This window comes from Desulfoscipio geothermicus DSM 3669, from assembly GCF_900115975.1.
In the GTDB taxonomy this organism is placed as follows: domain Bacteria; phylum Bacillota; class Desulfotomaculia; order Desulfotomaculales; family Desulfallaceae; genus Desulfoscipio; species Desulfoscipio geothermicus.
Window position 1 is genome coordinate 23,022 of record NZ_FOYM01000026.1, and the last position, 16,455, is coordinate 39,476.

At 50.3% G+C, this 16,455-nt stretch carries 18 protein-coding genes; 11 read left to right on the plus strand and 7 right to left on the minus strand.

Annotation, left to right across the window (positions count from 1 at the left end):
• Positions 1–31: 31 nt before the first annotated feature.
• Together thrC and BM299_RS14370 are read right to left on the minus strand one after the other, a co-directional pair.
• Entirely contained in the window at positions 32–1,543 is a 1,512-nt protein-coding gene (thrC, locus tag BM299_RS14365; protein ID WP_092485785.1) for a threonine synthase, read from the minus strand.
• A gap of 128 nt (positions 1,544–1,671) precedes the next feature.
• Entirely contained in the window at positions 1,672–2,055 is a 384-nt protein-coding gene (locus tag BM299_RS14370; protein ID WP_092485789.1) for a hypothetical protein, read from the minus strand.
• Between the two features lie 185 nt (positions 2,056–2,240).
• Between BM299_RS14370 and BM299_RS14375 the strand changes: the two genes are divergently transcribed.
• From BM299_RS14375 to BM299_RS14385, 3 genes are all read left to right on the plus strand, one after another.
• On the plus strand, positions 2,241–4,019 hold the full coding sequence (locus tag BM299_RS14375; RefSeq protein ID WP_092485791.1) for an adenine deaminase C-terminal domain-containing protein: 1,779 nt from the start codon (positions 2,241–2,243) through the stop codon (positions 4,017–4,019).
• 88 nt (positions 4,020–4,107) lie between these two features.
• A complete protein-coding gene (locus BM299_RS14380) occupies positions 4,108–4,413 on the plus strand; it encodes a GerW family sporulation protein (protein ID WP_092485794.1) in 306 nt (101 codons plus the stop codon).
• A gap of 33 nt (positions 4,414–4,446) precedes the next feature.
• Positions 4,447–4,761 carry a hypothetical protein gene (locus tag BM299_RS14385; RefSeq protein WP_092485797.1) on the plus strand — a complete coding sequence of 105 codons (315 nt, stop codon included), beginning with the start codon at positions 4,447–4,449 and terminating at the stop codon, positions 4,759–4,761.
• Between the two features lies 1 nt (position 4,762).
• On the opposite strand, the gene BM299_RS19460 is transcribed toward BM299_RS14385, so the two are convergent.
• The 3 genes from BM299_RS19460 to BM299_RS14395 form a co-directional block, all read right to left on the minus strand.
• Positions 4,763–4,900 carry a hypothetical protein gene (locus tag BM299_RS19460; RefSeq protein ID WP_165608349.1) on the minus strand — a complete coding sequence of 46 codons (138 nt, stop codon included), beginning with the start codon at positions 4,898–4,900 and terminating at the stop codon, positions 4,763–4,765.
• Positions 4,901–4,929: 29 nt separating this feature from the next.
• The gene (locus BM299_RS14390; protein WP_092485800.1) at positions 4,930–5,127 is read right to left on the minus strand and encodes a hypothetical protein; all 198 of its coding nucleotides are present in this window, start codon (positions 5,125–5,127) and stop codon (positions 4,930–4,932) included.
• Between the two features lie 65 nt (positions 5,128–5,192).
• Positions 5,193–6,011 carry a DUF2889 domain-containing protein gene (locus BM299_RS14395; protein WP_092485803.1) on the minus strand — a complete coding sequence of 273 codons (819 nt, stop codon included), beginning with the start codon at positions 6,009–6,011 and terminating at the stop codon, positions 5,193–5,195.
• Positions 6,012–6,134: 123 nt separating this feature from the next.
• Between BM299_RS14395 and BM299_RS14400 the strand changes: the two genes are divergently transcribed.
• Positions 6,135–6,554, plus strand: a complete 420-nt coding sequence (locus tag BM299_RS14400; RefSeq protein WP_092485807.1) for a zinc ribbon domain-containing protein — start codon at positions 6,135–6,137, stop codon at positions 6,552–6,554.
• A gap of 227 nt (positions 6,555–6,781) precedes the next feature.
• Here BM299_RS14400 and BM299_RS14405 read toward each other — a convergent pair whose 3' ends face one another.
• Positions 6,782–8,734 carry an acetoacetate--CoA ligase gene (locus BM299_RS14405; RefSeq protein WP_092485810.1) on the minus strand — a complete coding sequence of 651 codons (1,953 nt, stop codon included), beginning with the start codon at positions 8,732–8,734 and terminating at the stop codon, positions 6,782–6,784.
• A gap of 285 nt (positions 8,735–9,019) precedes the next feature.
• Here BM299_RS14405 and BM299_RS14410 point away from each other — a divergent pair, with 285 nt between their 5' ends.
• Entirely contained in the window at positions 9,020–9,802 is a 783-nt protein-coding gene (locus BM299_RS14410; protein WP_092485813.1) for an SIR2 family NAD-dependent protein deacylase, read from the plus strand.
• On the opposite strand, the gene BM299_RS14415 is transcribed toward BM299_RS14410, so the two are convergent.
• Positions 9,741–10,511 carry an endonuclease/exonuclease/phosphatase family protein gene (locus tag BM299_RS14415; RefSeq protein WP_092485816.1) on the minus strand — a complete coding sequence of 257 codons (771 nt, stop codon included), beginning with the start codon at positions 10,509–10,511 and terminating at the stop codon, positions 9,741–9,743. The genes BM299_RS14410 and BM299_RS14415 overlap by 62 nt on opposite strands.
• A 138-nt stretch (positions 10,512–10,649) precedes the next feature.
• Here BM299_RS14415 and tsaD point away from each other — a divergent pair, with 138 nt between their 5' ends.
• The 6 genes from tsaD (at position 10,650) to nuoE (ending at position 16,445) form a co-directional block, all read left to right on the plus strand.
• Positions 10,650–11,672 carry a tRNA (adenosine(37)-N6)-threonylcarbamoyltransferase complex transferase subunit TsaD gene (tsaD, locus tag BM299_RS14420; protein WP_092485818.1) on the plus strand — a complete coding sequence of 341 codons (1,023 nt, stop codon included), beginning with the start codon at positions 10,650–10,652 and terminating at the stop codon, positions 11,670–11,672.
• A 235-nt stretch (positions 11,673–11,907) separates the two neighbouring features.
• A complete protein-coding gene (locus BM299_RS14425; protein WP_092485821.1) occupies positions 11,908–13,275 on the plus strand; it encodes a DUF512 domain-containing protein in 1,368 nt (455 codons plus the stop codon).
• Between the two features lie 87 nt (positions 13,276–13,362).
• Positions 13,363–14,661 carry a phenylacetate--CoA ligase family protein gene (locus BM299_RS14430; protein ID WP_245779789.1) on the plus strand — a complete coding sequence of 433 codons (1,299 nt, stop codon included), beginning with the start codon at positions 13,363–13,365 and terminating at the stop codon, positions 14,659–14,661.
• A 39-nt stretch (positions 14,662–14,700) separates the two neighbouring features.
• The gene (locus tag BM299_RS14435; RefSeq protein ID WP_092485824.1) at positions 14,701–15,132 is read left to right on the plus strand and encodes an ACT domain-containing protein; all 432 of its coding nucleotides are present in this window, start codon (positions 14,701–14,703) and stop codon (positions 15,130–15,132) included.
• Positions 15,133–15,267: 135 nt separating this feature from the next.
• The gene (locus BM299_RS14440) at positions 15,268–15,852 is read left to right on the plus strand and encodes a 5-formyltetrahydrofolate cyclo-ligase (protein WP_092485827.1); all 585 of its coding nucleotides are present in this window, start codon (positions 15,268–15,270) and stop codon (positions 15,850–15,852) included.
• 107 nt (positions 15,853–15,959) lie between these two features.
• The gene (gene nuoE, locus BM299_RS14445; protein ID WP_092485830.1) at positions 15,960–16,445 is read left to right on the plus strand and encodes an NADH-quinone oxidoreductase subunit NuoE; all 486 of its coding nucleotides are present in this window, start codon (positions 15,960–15,962) and stop codon (positions 16,443–16,445) included.
• Positions 16,446–16,455 lie beyond the last annotated feature (10 nt).

Genomic DNA, 16,455 nt, shown 5'->3' on the forward strand with positions numbered 1-16,455 from the left:
GTCAGCATCATGGGCAGAAATGTTTTACTCATCAATTACAATCACCGGCACGTAAAAAATCTATAACTGCCTCCCGCATATTGTCCCGGTCCACTACCACCTTATGCCGCACCGGACGCCGGTCCAGGGCGCGCAATCCCGGCGGGACCGGCAAGTCGCTGAAATCAGCCAGCATTTGTAGCAGGGCGAATTCATCCTTATCATTTGTATTATCTTCGCCGAGCAGTGCCCGCGTTACGCTGGCGTTAAATTTAAACGGGCTGGCGGTGGATAGTACTATGGTCAGAAATTTATCTCCGGTACTCTCCCGGTATTTGCGGTAGACATGTAAACCTACCGCCGTATGGGTGTCCACCACGTATTTATATTGATTATAATTTTGTTTAATGGAGACCAAGGTTTCCTCATCGCTGGCAAAGTCGGACCAGAACAATTCTTGTATCATGTCTCTGGTAGTACTGTCCACCTCGTACCGTCCGTGCTCCTTTAAATCGGCCATCCACTGCCGAACCCTTGGGGCATCATGCCCGGTCAACTCAAAGAGCAGACGTTCCAGATTGCTGGAAATCAGGATATCCATGGACGGGGAAATAGTCCGTTTAAAAGCCCGGTTGCGGTCATAGATACCGGTGCGAATGAAATCTGTGAGCACATTGTTATCATTGGCGGCGCAGATTAGCCGATTCACGGGCAGGCCCATTTGCCGGGCATAAAAACCGGCCAATATATTGCCGAAATTGCCTGTGGGCACCACGAAATTAACGGGTTCGCCGACCTTTAACCGGCCCCTTTTCAGTAAATCAGCGTAAGCAGAAAAATAGTATACTATCTGGGGCACCAAACGGCCCCAGTTTATTGAATTGGCAGAGGAAAATTTATAACCGTATTTCAACGCTGTTTCGGCCATACCGGGATCACCAAAAATTTCTTTAACCCCGCTCTGGGTGTCATCAAAATTACCCCGCACGGCCACAACGCCCACATTTTTTCCTTCCTGGGTGACCATCTGCAATCTCTGAACCTCACTGACCCCTTCTTCAGGGTAAAACACCACAATAGCGGTTCGGGGTACGTCTTTAAAGCCCTCCAGCGCGGCTTTGCCGGTATCACCAGAAGTGGCTACAAGAATAAGGATGCCCGCGTCTTCTCCGGTTTTTCCCATAGACTGTACTAAAAAATGAGGTAGTATTTGCAGCGCCATGTCTTTAAAGGCACAGGTGGGACCGTGCCACAGTTCCAGCACGCTTAACCCTTCGTCCAGATCCACCAGAGGGGCCACGTCCGGGTGATCAAAACTGATTTCATTATAGGCCCCGTTAATGCACCGGGCAAGTTCCTCCCCGGTAAAATCAGTTAAAAACGATTGTAATATTTTAGCGGCACGGTCCTGGTAGCCAAGACCTGCCATCGCCGATATATCTGCCATGGAAAAGGTCACTTTTTCAGTGGGAACAAACAATCCTCCATCGGGGGCAATACCCAGTTTAATAGCGCCTGCGGATGGTAGGGGTTGGTAATTTCCTCTGGTGCTTTCATAAAACATTTTAATTCCTCCCGCATGTTTTTGCTTATTACATTAAAACACCATTAGCAGGCCGGAGTCAATCAAGATATCAGTTAAAAAGCAACTTACACTGGAGCAACCTCAACCCGGTCAGAAAAAAAACGGACTTATATAGCGGGCTCCCATTTACCGAATACCCGACCGCAGCGGCAGCCATAACTGACATAATGCCTGCGAAGATGCTCTTCTATGCTCAGGATTCGGATGGCGCTTTTAAAATTATAAATACGGTCCCCGCAACCAGGGCAGTTGTCCCCTTGTATAATATGCTTGGCTTTAATTATTGACCACCTGGGTTCCCTCGTTGCGTAAACCATGTAATCGGCAAATCCGAACTTGGTAATTCCGTACCGGTCAAGCACTGCACGGATGGTTTTCAGCATTACTTCCCTGGTTTTTCCGGTCTGCGTGTAAAGAAACGTTTCAACTGCGGTTTGAATGACGTGTTGGTCCTCGGCAGACGGAAATGCTAAGACATTTGCAAACTGCATTTGTAAGTCCTCCAGATTAAATATATCCAATATTGTACAATAATGATTGACATTTTAGGATATTTTGATACGTAACGAGATTTTTTTTCAAGGGCGATATAATTTTTTTATTATTTAATGTTCTGGTAATTACCGATTGACTGGTGCTATAATTTACTCAAACCAATATTTGCCGGAGGTTTTATATGGAAACCCAAAAATTACGGCCGCTGGATAAACAAAAATTATATGACTTAATTCGCACCGCCAGGGGGGAAATAGAAGCCGACATTTATATTCAAGGCGGTACGGTAATCAATGTTTATTCCGGTGAATTAATAAAAGCCAACGTGGCTATAAAAGGCCGGCACATCGCTTACGTTGGCGACGGGGATGCCATGGTGGGGGACGGCACTCGGGTGCTGGACGCCGCCGGCATGTACCTATGTCCCGGGTACATTGAGCCGCATGCCCATCCCTTTCAAACTTACAACCCGATCACTCTGGTCGAAAATGTGATGACCCGGGGTACTACCACCCTGATTTGCGATAACTTGTTTTTTTTCATGCTCATGGATGAGGACAGGTTGATGCATTTATGGCGGGAACTGGCTGAACTGCAGGTAAAACTATTATGGAGTATCCGCCTGGATCCCCAAACCTATTCCCGCGCCAGAATGACCAGGTTTGCACCGGAGGGCATCAAACAATTGCTGGATACGCCCCTGTCCAGGCAGGTGGGGGAGCTAACCGATTGGCCATCGCTGGTAAACGGCCATGTGCAGATGCTGGAAAACATCCTGGCCGCCGGCCACCTGGGCAAACGGGTGGAGGGCCATGCCCCCGGCGCCTCGATGCAGACCCTGAACATGCTGGCCGCCGGGGGCGTTTCAGCCTGCCATGAAAGCATAACGGGAGAAGAAGCGTTGCGCCGCCTGCGCCTGGGCATATATGCCACCCTACGGCACAGTTCCCTGCGCCCGGACCTACCCGGATTGATTAAAGATCTGCTCAGCAGCGGAGTGGACCTGCGGCGCACCATGGTTACCACCGACGGGGTGACTCCCCCGAGCATGGGGCAGGGGTTTACCGATCACATATTGCGCGTGGCCATGCAGGCGGGACTGCCGCCAATGGATGCCTATCGTATGGCTACCATCAATCCGGCCGTCTACTACGGTCTGGACGATGAACTGGGCGGTATCGCCCCGGGCCGGCTGGCTGATGTTCTTTTTTTGACTGAACCAACCAACCCCACCCCGGTGAAAGTGCTGGCCGAAGGCGCACTGGTAGCGGAACAGAGCAGGCCGCTGGTAAAATTCCCTGAACCGCGCTGGCAAGATTACAACATCACTGCCGTTTCCGGCTCCACGGACGGAATAATCCCCCATGACCTTGTTCCCGCCGCCCGAACTGGTGCCTTTCCGGTGATGCAACTGGTCAATCCCGTGATCACCCGTAGACAGGACATGGTATTACCGGCACAAGACAGCCTGGTTGATATAACAGGTAAGCGGGGTTTGCTTTATGCCACTTTGCTTGACCGGAAAGGCAGCTGGGTTTGCAGCGGCATCTTGGGCGGCTTTGCCGATGACTTGGCCGGCCTGGCCTGCTCCAATACCATCACCGGCGACATACTGGCCCTGGGACGCAGCCCCGGAGAAATGCTGCTGGCCGTAAAACGCATGTTTGAAATGGGCGGAGGGGTAGTATTGGTTGAAAAACACCGGGTAATTTATGAATTACCCCTGCCTCTGGGCGGCATCATGAGTCCAGCGCCCGTGGATCAGCTCATTGAGGAATGCAGCACTTTGTACGCTCTGCTGGCGGAGCGGGGCCACACCCACTACGACCTGCTGTATACCTTACTGTTTTTATCGGCCACGCACCTGCCGGAATTACGCTTATCCCCGGCCGGCATTCTTTCTGTAAAGGATAAAAAAATACTGGTTCCCGTCAAATATACCGGCAAACGCCCGGTATAAATTTTGTAATTTAATAGAAATACTGGTATACTAACACTAAAGGTGCTGCAATCCGGGCACAAACGCTTTTTCAGCGGGAGGTTACATAGTGTTGCCTGGTGACATGTCGAAAAGCATTCTAACCGGGCTGAAAACAGCCGCCGCCCCCAATATGGTGCTGGGCGAACCCATTGCGGTGCAGGGAACTACCCTGGTGCCCGTAATCTCAATCACCACCGCTTACGGTGGATCGGCCAACCATACCGGGGGCGGAGGTTTTAAAATTGACCCGGTGGCTGTGGTGGCGCTGCGGGACGGAGAAATAAATGTTTATCCGCTCCAGCGCGGCAATGCCGTGGAAAAGCTGGCAGCGTTGCTGCCGAAAGTCCTGGAACTGGACAATGATGAAGAATAGCTGAAAGCTCGGGGGTGCGGAGGAGGAATGCACATGTCCAACGTAGTAAACCTGGAAAACATTCGCCTGGAAAAACTATTGCGCGAATTATATACCGCGCAAAAATGTACTTTTTTCCTGGAAGACGCCATGGGGCGGGTCATGGACCAGTTTGGGTTCACCGAACAAGAAGCAATTGACATTGTCAAATTACTGATGGAAAAAGGATTGATTTCTACCAGGGCCTTTTTACCGGCAACATTCCTCAGACCCAAGTATATACGTATGTTTCCCGTTGTGCTAACCGCCAAAGCCCTGGTATTGCTTAAGGACAGCGAGGAAAAAAATAAAGGTGAGCAATTTAATTAGCTCACCTGGGGGATTTATCTTCCCCGGAACAGACGTCCGGGTTCGGTTCCACGTATACTTCAGCAGGTTTGATTCGGTAAGGCTTGTAAAATCCTTTGTGCTTGTCGGGCGCAGCCGCGCGCTTATCCGAATCCGCCATTATACCCCCCTCCTTACGCAACATTTGGTTTATTCACTACGGGTCAGGTGAAAATGATTGTGCTGAATTTTTATTGTATGCGCAGCCCCACATTCCGGACAGGTTTTTGATTCACCCTCCCGAAACCGGATTTCGCCGATATGTTTGCCGCAGCAGGTTATTTCAATGCTAAGAATTTGGCCATTCTCGCGAAAGTTTACTCGGTAATCCATTTTTTTGTTGCTCATTATTCCCTCACCTCAATTTACCGTATTTTACCTCAGTATTCTTTTTTTAAACAGGAAATTTCCTGTTAAATTATACCAATTACCTCGATGGCTATTGTTACTGACTCAAGCGCTTCATAAACCATATCGATCAGGTGGACGCAACCGTCACCCCGCCCGAGCAGACCGGCGATTTGCTTTTTACTTTGGGCGCTGGCCGGCCGGCTGACCATTTGATCTAAAAATACCGCGGCCTCCTGGCAAACCGGGTCAGGAACGCGCAATAAAGTGCCCCGGCATTCAGTGACCACTAATTGCCTGTCCAGGACAATTTCTACATTCAGTTCATGAAAAGAATCGCTTAATTGACTGCATACCCGGTAATCATTTACCTCCCTATAAACGGATTGAGCTTTGAACCGGTTGAACAAGTTGGATGTACGCATATGGCCGGCATATTCATGCCACTTCCGATTGACTCGGTGCAGGTTGCTGTAATAGCGGCATGAATCGGCATAAAACTTCTCCCAGTAATTGCTGTATTCCACCGCTGAAGCAAAACCTCTTTCAGTATATAAGAATGTTTCCGCCTGAATAACGCCACGCACGGTATCGGCAAAGACCGAGCGAGGGAATTCTCCCATCCCGGCCAACGCTTCCTTCAACGCCGGGCCACAGTCAAAGTAAGCCTGCACGCCGCGCAGACCGACTATATCCATGTTTGCCGCGGGCGGGGAATAGTTTTCCCAGGTAGCCTCAATAACCGTAAAACTTACCGGGTCTACTTTTAAAAAAGCGCCCACCTCGCAATCAGTGCCGCAATAAACTGTCCGCGCTTCCAAAAAAGCCCCGGGCGCGTCCCGGCGCACCGTGGTCAGCCAGTGTCGCTGTAAAATATTGGACACAGTCTCACTCCTTTAGCACTATTATACTGTAAAACAATCAATTTTTGGCTGATAAATTTACAGCGATATGGAAAAGGTTTATTTCCAGGTATGCCGAATAAAAATATAGCGGGAGGTGATTTTATGAGTTTTATCCAGAAAATAGCGGATAGCGCCAAGCAGTTGAGCATCCGCGCCAGGGACTTCGGCGGCATGGCCGGAGACAAGGCCAAGGACCTGACCAAAAAATCTTCGGATTTGCTCGAACTCACCAGAATGAAGCATGAATTGCGAAAAATGGAAAAGGAAATGGAAAATAACCTGGCCGGTATCGGCGCATTATATTACCAGCAGCAATCAGGCAAGGATAACGTAGAAGAAGAAATGCAAAGGCTACTGGCCACAACCCGGGAGTTAGAACAGGAAATGAAAGAACTGGAAGCGGAAATTGCCGCTATGCAGCCCGAGCAGCCGTTTTGTCCTGATTGCCGCAAAGAACTGCCCGCAGGCGGCAATTTTTGCAGCTACTGCGGCAAGCAAATCTCCAGTAAACAGACGCAGTAAAAATATTTTATCTGGTTATTTATGTCGAGTATATAATTGATAAATTTCTCATGAATCAACTGTCACAGGTCAAAAGAAAGGCCGCTGAATAGGGTAAGACATTAAACCAGCAGTTAAACGAAACAATTTACCGGTCTGCTGAAATTCCTTCTGCAGCGCGCCAAAGAACGAACGAAGTAAAACTAAGCCGCGGTTTTCACCGCGGCTTAGTTTTACTTCTATTTGCATTATACCTGCAGTTCCGGAATATCTCTGTACAAATCCAGGGCTTCGGGGTTAGCAAGGGCATCCCGGTTTTTAACAGGTTCGTTATGGATAATGTTGCGCACGGCCATTTCGACTTTTTTTCCACTGATGGTATAAGGGATATCATCCACGGCAATGACTTTGGCCGGGACGTGCCTGGGGGTGGTATTGACCCGAATGGTGGTTTTGATCTTCTTGATCAGGTCACCGTTTAAGACCACATTTTCAGCCAGCTTGACAAATAATATCACCCGCACGTCATTGTCCCAATTCTGGCCCACCACCAGGCTGTCTTTGATTTCTTCCAACGCCTCCACCTGCCGGTAAATTTCCGCCGTGCCGATGCGCACCCCGCCGGGATTGAGGGTGGCGTCGGAGCGCCCGTAAATGATGATGCCGCCGGTATCGGTGATCTCAATGTAATCCCCGTGGTTCCAGACATTCGAATACATGCTGAAATACGCATTGGTATATTTTTCATTACTTTCGTCATTCCAAAAACAAACAGGCATGGATGGAAAAGAGGACGTACAAACCAGTTCGCCCTTTTGATTAACCACCGGCCGTCCGCTGTCATCAAAGGCATGCACCTCCATGCCCAGGCCGCGGCACTGCAATTCCCCGGCATACACCGGACCGATGGGATTGCCCAGGGCGAAACATGAAATAATATCCGTGCCCCCGGAAATGGACGACAGGCACACATCTTCCTTAATGTCGCGGTAAACATATTCAAAGCTTTCGACCGACAGGGGTGACCCGGTGGACAGGATGGCCTTGAGCGGTGTCAGATCAAAAGTTTCCCGGGGTTTTACTCCTTCCTTTTCTATGGCCGCCAGGTATTTGGCGCTGGTGCCGAAAACAGTAACCCTCTCGTCCTGCGCCATTTTAAATAACGCCTCGGGGCCGGGGTAAAAGGGCGAGCCGTCATAAAGGAGTATGGTGGCCCCCAGGGCCAAAGAACTGACCAACCAGTTCCACATCATCCAACCGCAGGTGGTAAAATAAAATATAGTATCTTCACGTTTCAAGTCCGTATGTAGCTTGAGTTCCTTCAAATGCTGGATTAAAGTCCCGCCCGCACCGTGAACAATACATTTGGGCACGCCCGTGGTACCGGAGGAATACATGATATATACCGGGTGATCAAAGGGCAACTGCGCAAATTCAATTTCCAGCCCGCTTTCCGGCGCCATGAAATCGGCAAACAACACCGCGTTGGGTATAGCGCCCAGATCAGGTGCGGGGTCTGTATAAGGCACCACCACCACTTTTTCCACCGAAGGAATTTCCTCGATGATCCTGACCACCCGTCCCAGTGAATCGTGTTGCTTACCATTATAATAATAGCCGTTGGCTGTAAAAAGCACCCGCGGCTGAATTTGCCCGAACCGGTCCAACACCCCTTTGATTCCGAAATCCGGTGAGCAGGATGACCAGATGGCGCCGATGCTGGTAGCGGCCAGCATAGCAATCACCGTTTCCGTCATGTTGGGCATAAAACCGGCCACCCGGTCGCCAGCGGCAACCCCCAGGTGCCGCAAGGAGCGGGCCAGGCGCACCACCCGGTCAAACAACTGGGCATAGGTAAGGCGCACCGGCACTTGCCCCTCGCCTTTAAAAATAATAGCAGTTTGTTCATCACGATAACGCAGCAGGTTTTCAGCAAAATTCAACTTTGCTCCTGGAAACCAGCGGGACCCGATCATGTCATCCTGGTTAATTACCACACTGTCATAAGGGCGGGAAGCCTTTATTTCACAAAACTCCCACATAGCCGCCCAGAAATCGGCCGAGCAGTTGACTGACCAATCATATAGTTCTGAATAATCAGAAAAATTTTTACCGTATTTATTATTTACGAAATTAATAAATGCGGTCATATTGGCTTTTTGCTTACGCTCTTCCGATGGTACCCATAATGGCTTTTTCATGCAAAAACAACCCCCTCGTTGAATAATAATTTACACATACCGCCCTATTATGTTTAATCTTCTGCATTGTTTTGCAATACCTGTGCCAGCGGCTACGGACTGTTTATACACTATTGGCGGGCCTTGCCTGAAATGCACATTAGTAAACCTGTTTAAAATATTATACACTTTAACCCGAAACTGATAAGTATAGCGACATTTACCTGGCAAAACATTGACAGAGAAAATTATTTTATAAGATAATGTTATAAACTTACGATAATTACATTAAACGGAGGTTTTTTTGTGCAATACATTGATAAAATCAAAGAAATAGTTCGCCTGCTCAAAGAATCCCAAAAAACGCTGGCCCTCACCGGAGCCGGTATCAGCACGGAAAGCGGCATTCCCGATTACCGCAGCCCCCAGACCGGACTGTGGGAAAAGCATGACCCCATTAAAACCGCCAGTCTGTCGGCCTTAAAAAAGGACCCCGCCCAATTTTACGCCATCAACCTGGAACGCTGGACCGCTTACAATAACGCCAAACCCAACCCGGCCCACTATGCCCTGGAACGTTTGGAAAAAACAGGTTTGCTGTTGGGGGTGATTACGCAAAATATAGACAGCTTGCATGTCAAAGCAGGCTCCAACAGGGTTTGGGAAGTGCACGGCCACCTGCGCACCTGCCACTGCATGTCCTGCAAGGCTGAACATGATTTTTCCAACCTGGCGGCCCGTTTCAAAGGCGGGGAAAACCCACCGCGCTGCCTCAAATGCTCCGGTATCCTGCGCCCGGACGTGGTACTGTTCGAGGACCGGATGAACGAAGATTTCTTTCAGGCCACCCAGGTCATTTCGGGCTGCCAGTTGCTGCTGGTGGTGGGTAGCAGCCTCACCGTCTATCCGGTGGCCGGCCTGCCGGGAGTGGCCAAGCAAATTGTGATCATCAATAAAACCCCCACTCCCTGGGACGAAGAAGCGGCCGTAGTAATAAACGAAAGCGCCGGGCGGGTATTTAGAGATATCATGGCGGAGTTGGGAGAGCAACTGCCCGGCGAACTGGGAAACACAGCGGAAAATCACTGATTATGGTTTGATTATGGTTCGTAGATCTAAGTTTAAGATCCGCAGCCAGGGGCAGATGGTCCGAAGCCCGGCTGTCATGGACCCCGGTATCACGGACTTCCCAGTGTTTTGATACGAAAATATAATCTATTTTATATTTGGGAAAATCGGCCGGGAAAGTCAACCCCGCTCCCGCAGGGTCCACCGGCGTAAGCAAAACCTGCATTATTTGTATTTCCGCCGCATCGGGCCGCGCATTAAAATCGCCGGTTAATACCAGGGGTGCTTCATCGTCAGCAATAATGTCCGTAATTGTATCCACCTGCCGTAAACGCTCTTCCTGGTTGAGCCCTAGATGCGTGGTGTAAAACGCCACCGGACGGTTATGCACGACAATTTCAGCGCGTAGGAGGCCCCTTTTTTCGCCCACGCTGGGCAGGGGATAATTACGACATGATACAATGGGGTACGAGGAAACAACTGCATTACCAAATCTGGCCAGACAACCCCATCGAACGTTGGGTCCGAAGAACGCATACATGCCCAGCAACCGGCCCAGCTTATGCGCCTGGTTGAAAAACAAACTGCGGGGGTTACAACAATCCACTTCTTGCAAACCCGCTATTTGAGCTCCCGTAGCTGCGATGGTGGAAGCCACCGCTTTTAAAGATACACTGCCGTCAATACCCAGGCAATGTCTGATATTATATGTTAATACTTTTAATTTCACTTATCTCACCTTGACAAAACAATTTGCAAATAATTGTATGTTGGGCCATCAGGCCCTGCAATTGATATGGAAGACCTATAATAATCTATTAAAACTCGGTTTAAAAAAGTGCCTGTTTGTACAAGGAGCTATGTAAAAATGAGCGTTATTATTCTGGCTATTGAAACTTCCTGTGATGAAACTTCCGCCTCCGTAGTGGCGGACGGCGCGGTTATCAAGTCCAACATTATATCTTCCCAGGTGGACGTACACCGCAAGTTTGGCGGCGTGGTGCCCGAGGTGGCATCCCGCAAGCACCTGGAATTGATTAACATAGTCATACGGGAGTCCCTGGACGCCGCTGGAATCGGTTTCGGCGACCTCAGCGCAGTGGCCGTTACCTACGGCCCCGGACTGGTGGGCGCTCTTTTGGTTGGAGTGGCTGCAGCCAAAGCCATCGCCTTCGGACTGGACATTCCCCTGCTGGGGGTCAACCATATTGAAGGACATGTTTTTGCAAACTTTTTAACCGAAACTAACCCGCAATTTCCTTTAATTTGCCTGGTGGTATCCGGCGGCCATACGGACCTGGTGTTAATCAAGGATTTTGGTGATTATCAATTGCTGGGCGCTACCAGAGATGACGCGGCCGGGGAAGCTTTTGACAAGGTGGCCCGGGTTCTGGGTTTGGGCTACCCGGGCGGACCGCTGATTGACAACCTGGCCACCGAGGGTAATGACCGGGCCATCACCCTGCCCCGGGCCTACCTGGAAGAGGGTAGCCTTGATTTTAGTTTCAGCGGACTAAAAACAGCAGTCATCAATTACCTGCACCGCTTGAAACAGAAAGGCGAGCCGGTCAATGCAGCCGACGTGGCAGCCAGTTTCCGCCGGGCGGTAGTGGACGTACTGGTGGACAAGTCACTCCTGGCCGCCCGGCAATACGAAACCGATACCATCATGCTGGCCGGCGGAGTGGCAGCCAATCGGCTGTTGCGGGATGAACTTGCCCGCCGGGCGGCGGAAGAACGTCTGCGGGTCATTTACCCTCCGCCGGTGCTGTGTACGGACAACGCCGCCATGATAGCCTGTGCGGCACACTATAAATACCTGCGCGGCGATTTTGCCCCGCTGACACTTAACGCCATACCCAATTTGCAACTGGGATTAGACCGCTATTAAAATGATTTAACATTTTATCCACAAAATAAAGCACAGTCTTTGCTAACATGTTGTAGATAAATTTTTCATATGAACGGTGGCAGTTACTCAAAGCCCTAATTTTACTCGCATATCACATTATTGCAATTTGCCTATTTTTCTAAACTATAGTGATTATTTTATAGCTTGTAGATTAAATTCCTGTGGACAATGTGGATAAGTCTGTTAATAACTTGGCAATTAAGAGGTTTGACCTGTGGGTGACAATTCGAATTTACTAATACAGAACTATGTTGAATCATTAATTTACCGGGGCGCCGGGCACGGGAACATTCTGCCGCTCACTTCACGCTGCAATGTACGCTGTGTCTTTTGCAGCAATTCGTCAAATCCTCCCGGAGTGGAAGTATACAATATCAAGCCGCGTTCTCTGGACCAGGTGCGGCAAACCCTGGCGGTAATGGACCGAAGCCGCCCGGTGGTGATTGGGGAATCGGTAACCAGGATAAATGAAGGAGAACCGTTTACCCACTCCCGAATTGAAGAAATCTTAACCATGATACGGTCAACTTTTCCCCGAACCCCTTTACAGATTACCACCAACGGTTCCCTGCTCGATAAGAAGCGGGTAGTATTTTTGCAGTCCCTGGCACCGTTGACCGTTTATCTTTCTTTAAACAGCGCCGACAAACACCTGCGGGCGTGGGTCATGCGCGACCCCCAGGCCCAAAACGCCGTGGCGGCGGCGAAGCTATTGGGCCGGTACGGCGTTTCCTGGCATGGCAGCGTGGTGGCCATGCCCCACCTGACCGGATGGAATGACCTGCGTAACACAATCCATTACCTGGCCCGGTGCGGAGCGCAAACCATCAGGGTGTTCATACCCGGCTTCACCCGGCTGGCGCCGCCGGAGTTGCACTTCCCTACGGAACTACCCGGACAATTGGACTGTTTTATCCGGGAACTGCGCCCGGATATTGCGGTGCCGGTAACCCTGGAACCGCCGCTGCTGGACGACCTGCGCCCGGAAGTGGCCGGAGTGCTGAGTGATTCACCGGCCCACCGGGCCGGAGTGCGACATGGTGATGTAATAAATACCGTAAACGGTGTTGTACCGGTTTCCCGGGTACACGCCTTCCACCTTGTCAAGGAGGCGTCCGACCCGGTGCTGGCCCTGCGCAGGCCGGACGGCACAAATATTACGGTGACCCTGCAAAAAACGGCCGGAGCCCGTTCCGGGCTGGTAATGGATTTCGATATTGACCCGGGAACAATACGGGAAATTAATAGAGCAATAACCAGGCACGAGGTGGCCAATACGCTGGTGCTCACATCTGCTTTGGCAGACAATATCATTAAAACTTCGTTGCATTGCCGGCAGTCTGGACCGGCAATATACGTTTTACCGGTACCAAACGGTTTTTTCGGCGGATTCATCAAAACAGCCGGGCTGCTGGTAATGGCCGATATGCTGGAAGCACTTCGGACCTATCTAACCCGCCACCCCCGCCCGGATCTGGTATTATTGCCACAAGTGGCCTTTGATCACCGCGGGCGCGACATTACCGGCCGCTCCTGGCTGGATATCAAGCAGCAGTTTGCCTTGCCGGTGGAGATTTTGTGACAAGTGTAATCACTCTTTTTTTTAATTTAAACTTGTGCTATTCTTTTTAAAATAAGATTTATTGCGACTGTGAAAGGAGAAAGAAATTTGTACTGGCAAAAGGAATATGAAACCATGCCGCGGGAAAAGCTGGCAGAGTTACAACTTAAGCGCTTGCAAAAAACAGTTCGGCACGCGTATCAAAATGTGGATTTTTATCGCCGGGCTTTCGACGCCGCCGGTATTAAACCCGAAGATATAAAGTCTCTGGCAGACCTGGCAAACTTACCGTTTACCACCAAACAAGATTTACGGGATAATTACCCCTTCGGCCTGTTTGCGGTACCAATGGATCAAGTAGTTAGATTACACGCATCCTCCGGTACCACGGGCAAGCCCACGGTGGTCGGTTATACCCGAAACGATATCGATACCTGGGCTGATATTATGGCCCGGGCCTTCGTAGTGGCGGGGGGAACAGCCAAAGATGTCGTCCAAAACGCATACGGATACGGGCTCTTCACCGGCGGCTTGGGCATCCACTACGGCGCCGAACGCTTGGGGGCCACGGTAGTACCCGTATCGGGCGGAAACACCGCCCGGCAATTGATGCTCATGCAGGATTTTGGCTCCACCATCCTCACCTGTACACCCTCTTACGCTCTGTACTTGGCGGAAGAAATTGCCGGAGCAGACATTGACCCACAAAAAATAAAACTCCGGATCGGCGTTTTCGGCGCCGAGCCCTGGAGCGAACAGATGCGGGATCAACTGGAATCCAAGCTCAACCTGACAGCGCTTGATATTTACGGCCTCAGCGAGGTTATCGGGCCCGGGGTGGCCATGGAATGCCCGGAAAAGAACGGCATGCATATATTTGAAGATCACTTTATAGCCGAAATCGTAGACCCGGAAACCCAAAAACCGCTCCCTTACGGCCAGCCCGGGGAACTGGTGATTACTTCCCTGACCAAGGAAGCGCTGCCCATTATCCGCTACCGCACCCGGGACATCACCGTGCTGGCTGAACAAACATGCGGTTGCGGTCGCACATTCACCCGCATGCAGCGAGTTACCGGACGCACTGACGATATGCTGATCATCCGGGGAGTAAACGTGTTCCCGTCCCAAATTGAAAGCGTACTGCTGGAATTCGGCGATACCGAGCCGCACTACCTGCTGGTGGTGGACCGCAAGGGCACGCTGGACGAACTGGAAATCTGGGTGGAACTGAGCGACAAGTTCTTTTCAGACAAGGTGCGGGCCATTGAGGACCTGGAAAACAGACTACGCTCCCGTATCCTCAGCGTACTGGGCATCAGTGCACGTATCAAACTGGTAGAACCGCGCACCATTCCGCGCAGCGAAGGCAAGGCCAAACGCGTCATCGACAAGCGGGAAATATAATTAACATGAATTTTATTCTACATAAAGGGGGCGAATAGTATGAAAGTAAAACAAATATCGGTTTTCCTCGAAAACAAGTCGGGCCGCCTGGCCCAAGTAACCAGAGTGTTGGGTGAAAACAGCATCAACATCAGGGCGCTTTCCATAGCTGATACCACTGACTTCGGAATCCTGCGCCTGATAGTCAACAACCCCGATTCCGCTTACCGGGCGCTTAAAGACGCCGGGTTCACCGTCAGCACCACCGACGTAATCGCAGTGGAGGTTAAAGACGACCCCGGCGGGCTGGCCCAGGTGCTGGAAATATTGCAAAACGTCAATATAAACATTGAATATCTCTATGCTTTTTTACAAAAGGCAACCAACGCCGCCCTGGTGGTTTTCCGGGTCGAACAGATTGATGAAGCGATAGAAGTGTTGCAAAAGAACAATATCAGCATCCTGGACGGAAGCAGGGTGTACGCGCTGTAATTCAAGTTTTGGATTATATTTCAAATCCTCCGCTGGCAGTGGAGGATTTGTTTTTTTTCCGGCGAAGTAATGTATTGAATATTCTGCACGGGACATACCGAAAAAATTTTTAAAAAAATTTTTGGAGGAATTCATGTGCCCAAAAACGAATTAAGAAAAAATGTAATTGCCGGGCGTAACGCGCTACCCAAAGAGGTAGTGCGGGAGAAAAGCGCCGCAATCGTCAAACGGACGCTGGAACTGGTTGAATACAAAAATGCCGAAACTGTCATGACCTACGTTGATTTTCGCAATGAAGTTCAGACCGCGGAGATCATCAACCATGCCCTGCAAAATGGTAAACGCTTGGTCGTGCCAATTACCGACACACCCAACAGGAGACTTATTCCTTCACAATTAATCAATTATCCTGATGACCTGACGCCGGGGACCTGGAACATTTTAGAACCGAAGCCGGAATGTGTCCGCCCGGTTGCGCCGGAGGAAATCGACCTGGTCATAGTACCCGGCGTGGCTTTTGACACCGCCGGCAACCGCCTTGGCTACGGCGGCGGTTTTTACGACCGTTTCTTGCCCCTGACCGGAGCGGCAACTGTTTTTGTTTCCCTGGCCTTTGAACTGCAAATAAGGCCAAACGTGTATCCCCATGAGCATGACGTTCCCGTTCACTTGTTAATAACAGAGGAAAGGTTGCTAGACTTTCGCAATATGAGAAAATAAATGAGAATATAATGAAACTTCTCTAAAAGATCATTTTTACCCGGGTGCATTTTTGGCCCGGGCTAATGTAATGTCCATGTTTTGAATTAATGAGAGGAGGGAAAAAATTGGCATCTTGCAAGTGTGAACAAAACCTGGAATCCCAGTACCAGGAACTGCAAAAAGTTTTTGACAAGTACCGGACTGTGCAGGGGGCTTTAATTCCGCTGCTGCAGGAAGCCCAGGAAATTTTCGGCTATCTGCCCGGTGATGTTATGAAAAAGATTTCCCGGGAAATCGGTGTGCCCTTCAGCAAGACCTTCGGGGTTGCTACTTTTTACTCTCAGTTTCACTTGAAACCACGCGGGCGCAACATTATCCGATTATGCCAGGGAACGGCCTGCCATGTACGGGGCGCAGCCAAGGTTTTCGAAGCCGTATCCAACGATTTGGGCGTAGATCGTAATGAAACCACCGAAGACCGGCGCTATACACTGGAAACCGTAGCCTGTCTCGGTGCCTGCGGGCTGGCGCCCGTCATGATGGTCAATGATGATACACATGGCCGCCTGACACCGGACAAGGCCATTGCCGAGATTAAAAAATACGATTAGAAAGGAGGCC

What these genes read in the sequence shown, in the direction of transcription:
- thrC (WP_092485785.1), bottom strand. Translation starts at nt 1,543, where the DNA reads ATGTTTTATGAAAGCACCAGAGGAAATTACCAACCCCTACCATCCGCA.
- BM299_RS14370 (WP_092485789.1), bottom strand. Translation starts at nt 2,055, where the DNA reads ATGCAGTTTGCAAATGTCTTAGCATTTCCGTCTGCCGAGGACCAACAC.
- BM299_RS14375 (WP_092485791.1), top strand. Translation starts at nt 2,241, where the DNA reads ATGGAAACCCAAAAATTACGGCCGCTGGATAAACAAAAATTATATGAC.
- BM299_RS14385 (WP_092485797.1), top strand. Translation starts at nt 4,447, where the DNA reads ATGTCCAACGTAGTAAACCTGGAAAACATTCGCCTGGAAAAACTATTG.
- BM299_RS19460 (WP_165608349.1), bottom strand. Translation starts at nt 4,900, where the DNA reads ATGGCGGATTCGGATAAGCGCGCGGCTGCGCCCGACAAGCACAAAGGA.
- BM299_RS14390 (WP_092485800.1), bottom strand. Translation starts at nt 5,127, where the DNA reads ATGAGCAACAAAAAAATGGATTACCGAGTAAACTTTCGCGAGAATGGC.
- BM299_RS14400 (WP_092485807.1), top strand. Translation starts at nt 6,135, where the DNA reads ATGAGTTTTATCCAGAAAATAGCGGATAGCGCCAAGCAGTTGAGCATC.
- BM299_RS14405 (WP_092485810.1), bottom strand. Translation starts at nt 8,734, where the DNA reads ATGAAAAAGCCATTATGGGTACCATCGGAAGAGCGTAAGCAAAAAGCC.
- tsaD (WP_092485818.1), top strand. Translation starts at nt 10,650, where the DNA reads ATGAGCGTTATTATTCTGGCTATTGAAACTTCCTGTGATGAAACTTCC.
- BM299_RS14435 (WP_092485824.1), top strand. Translation starts at nt 14,701, where the DNA reads ATGAAAGTAAAACAAATATCGGTTTTCCTCGAAAACAAGTCGGGCCGC.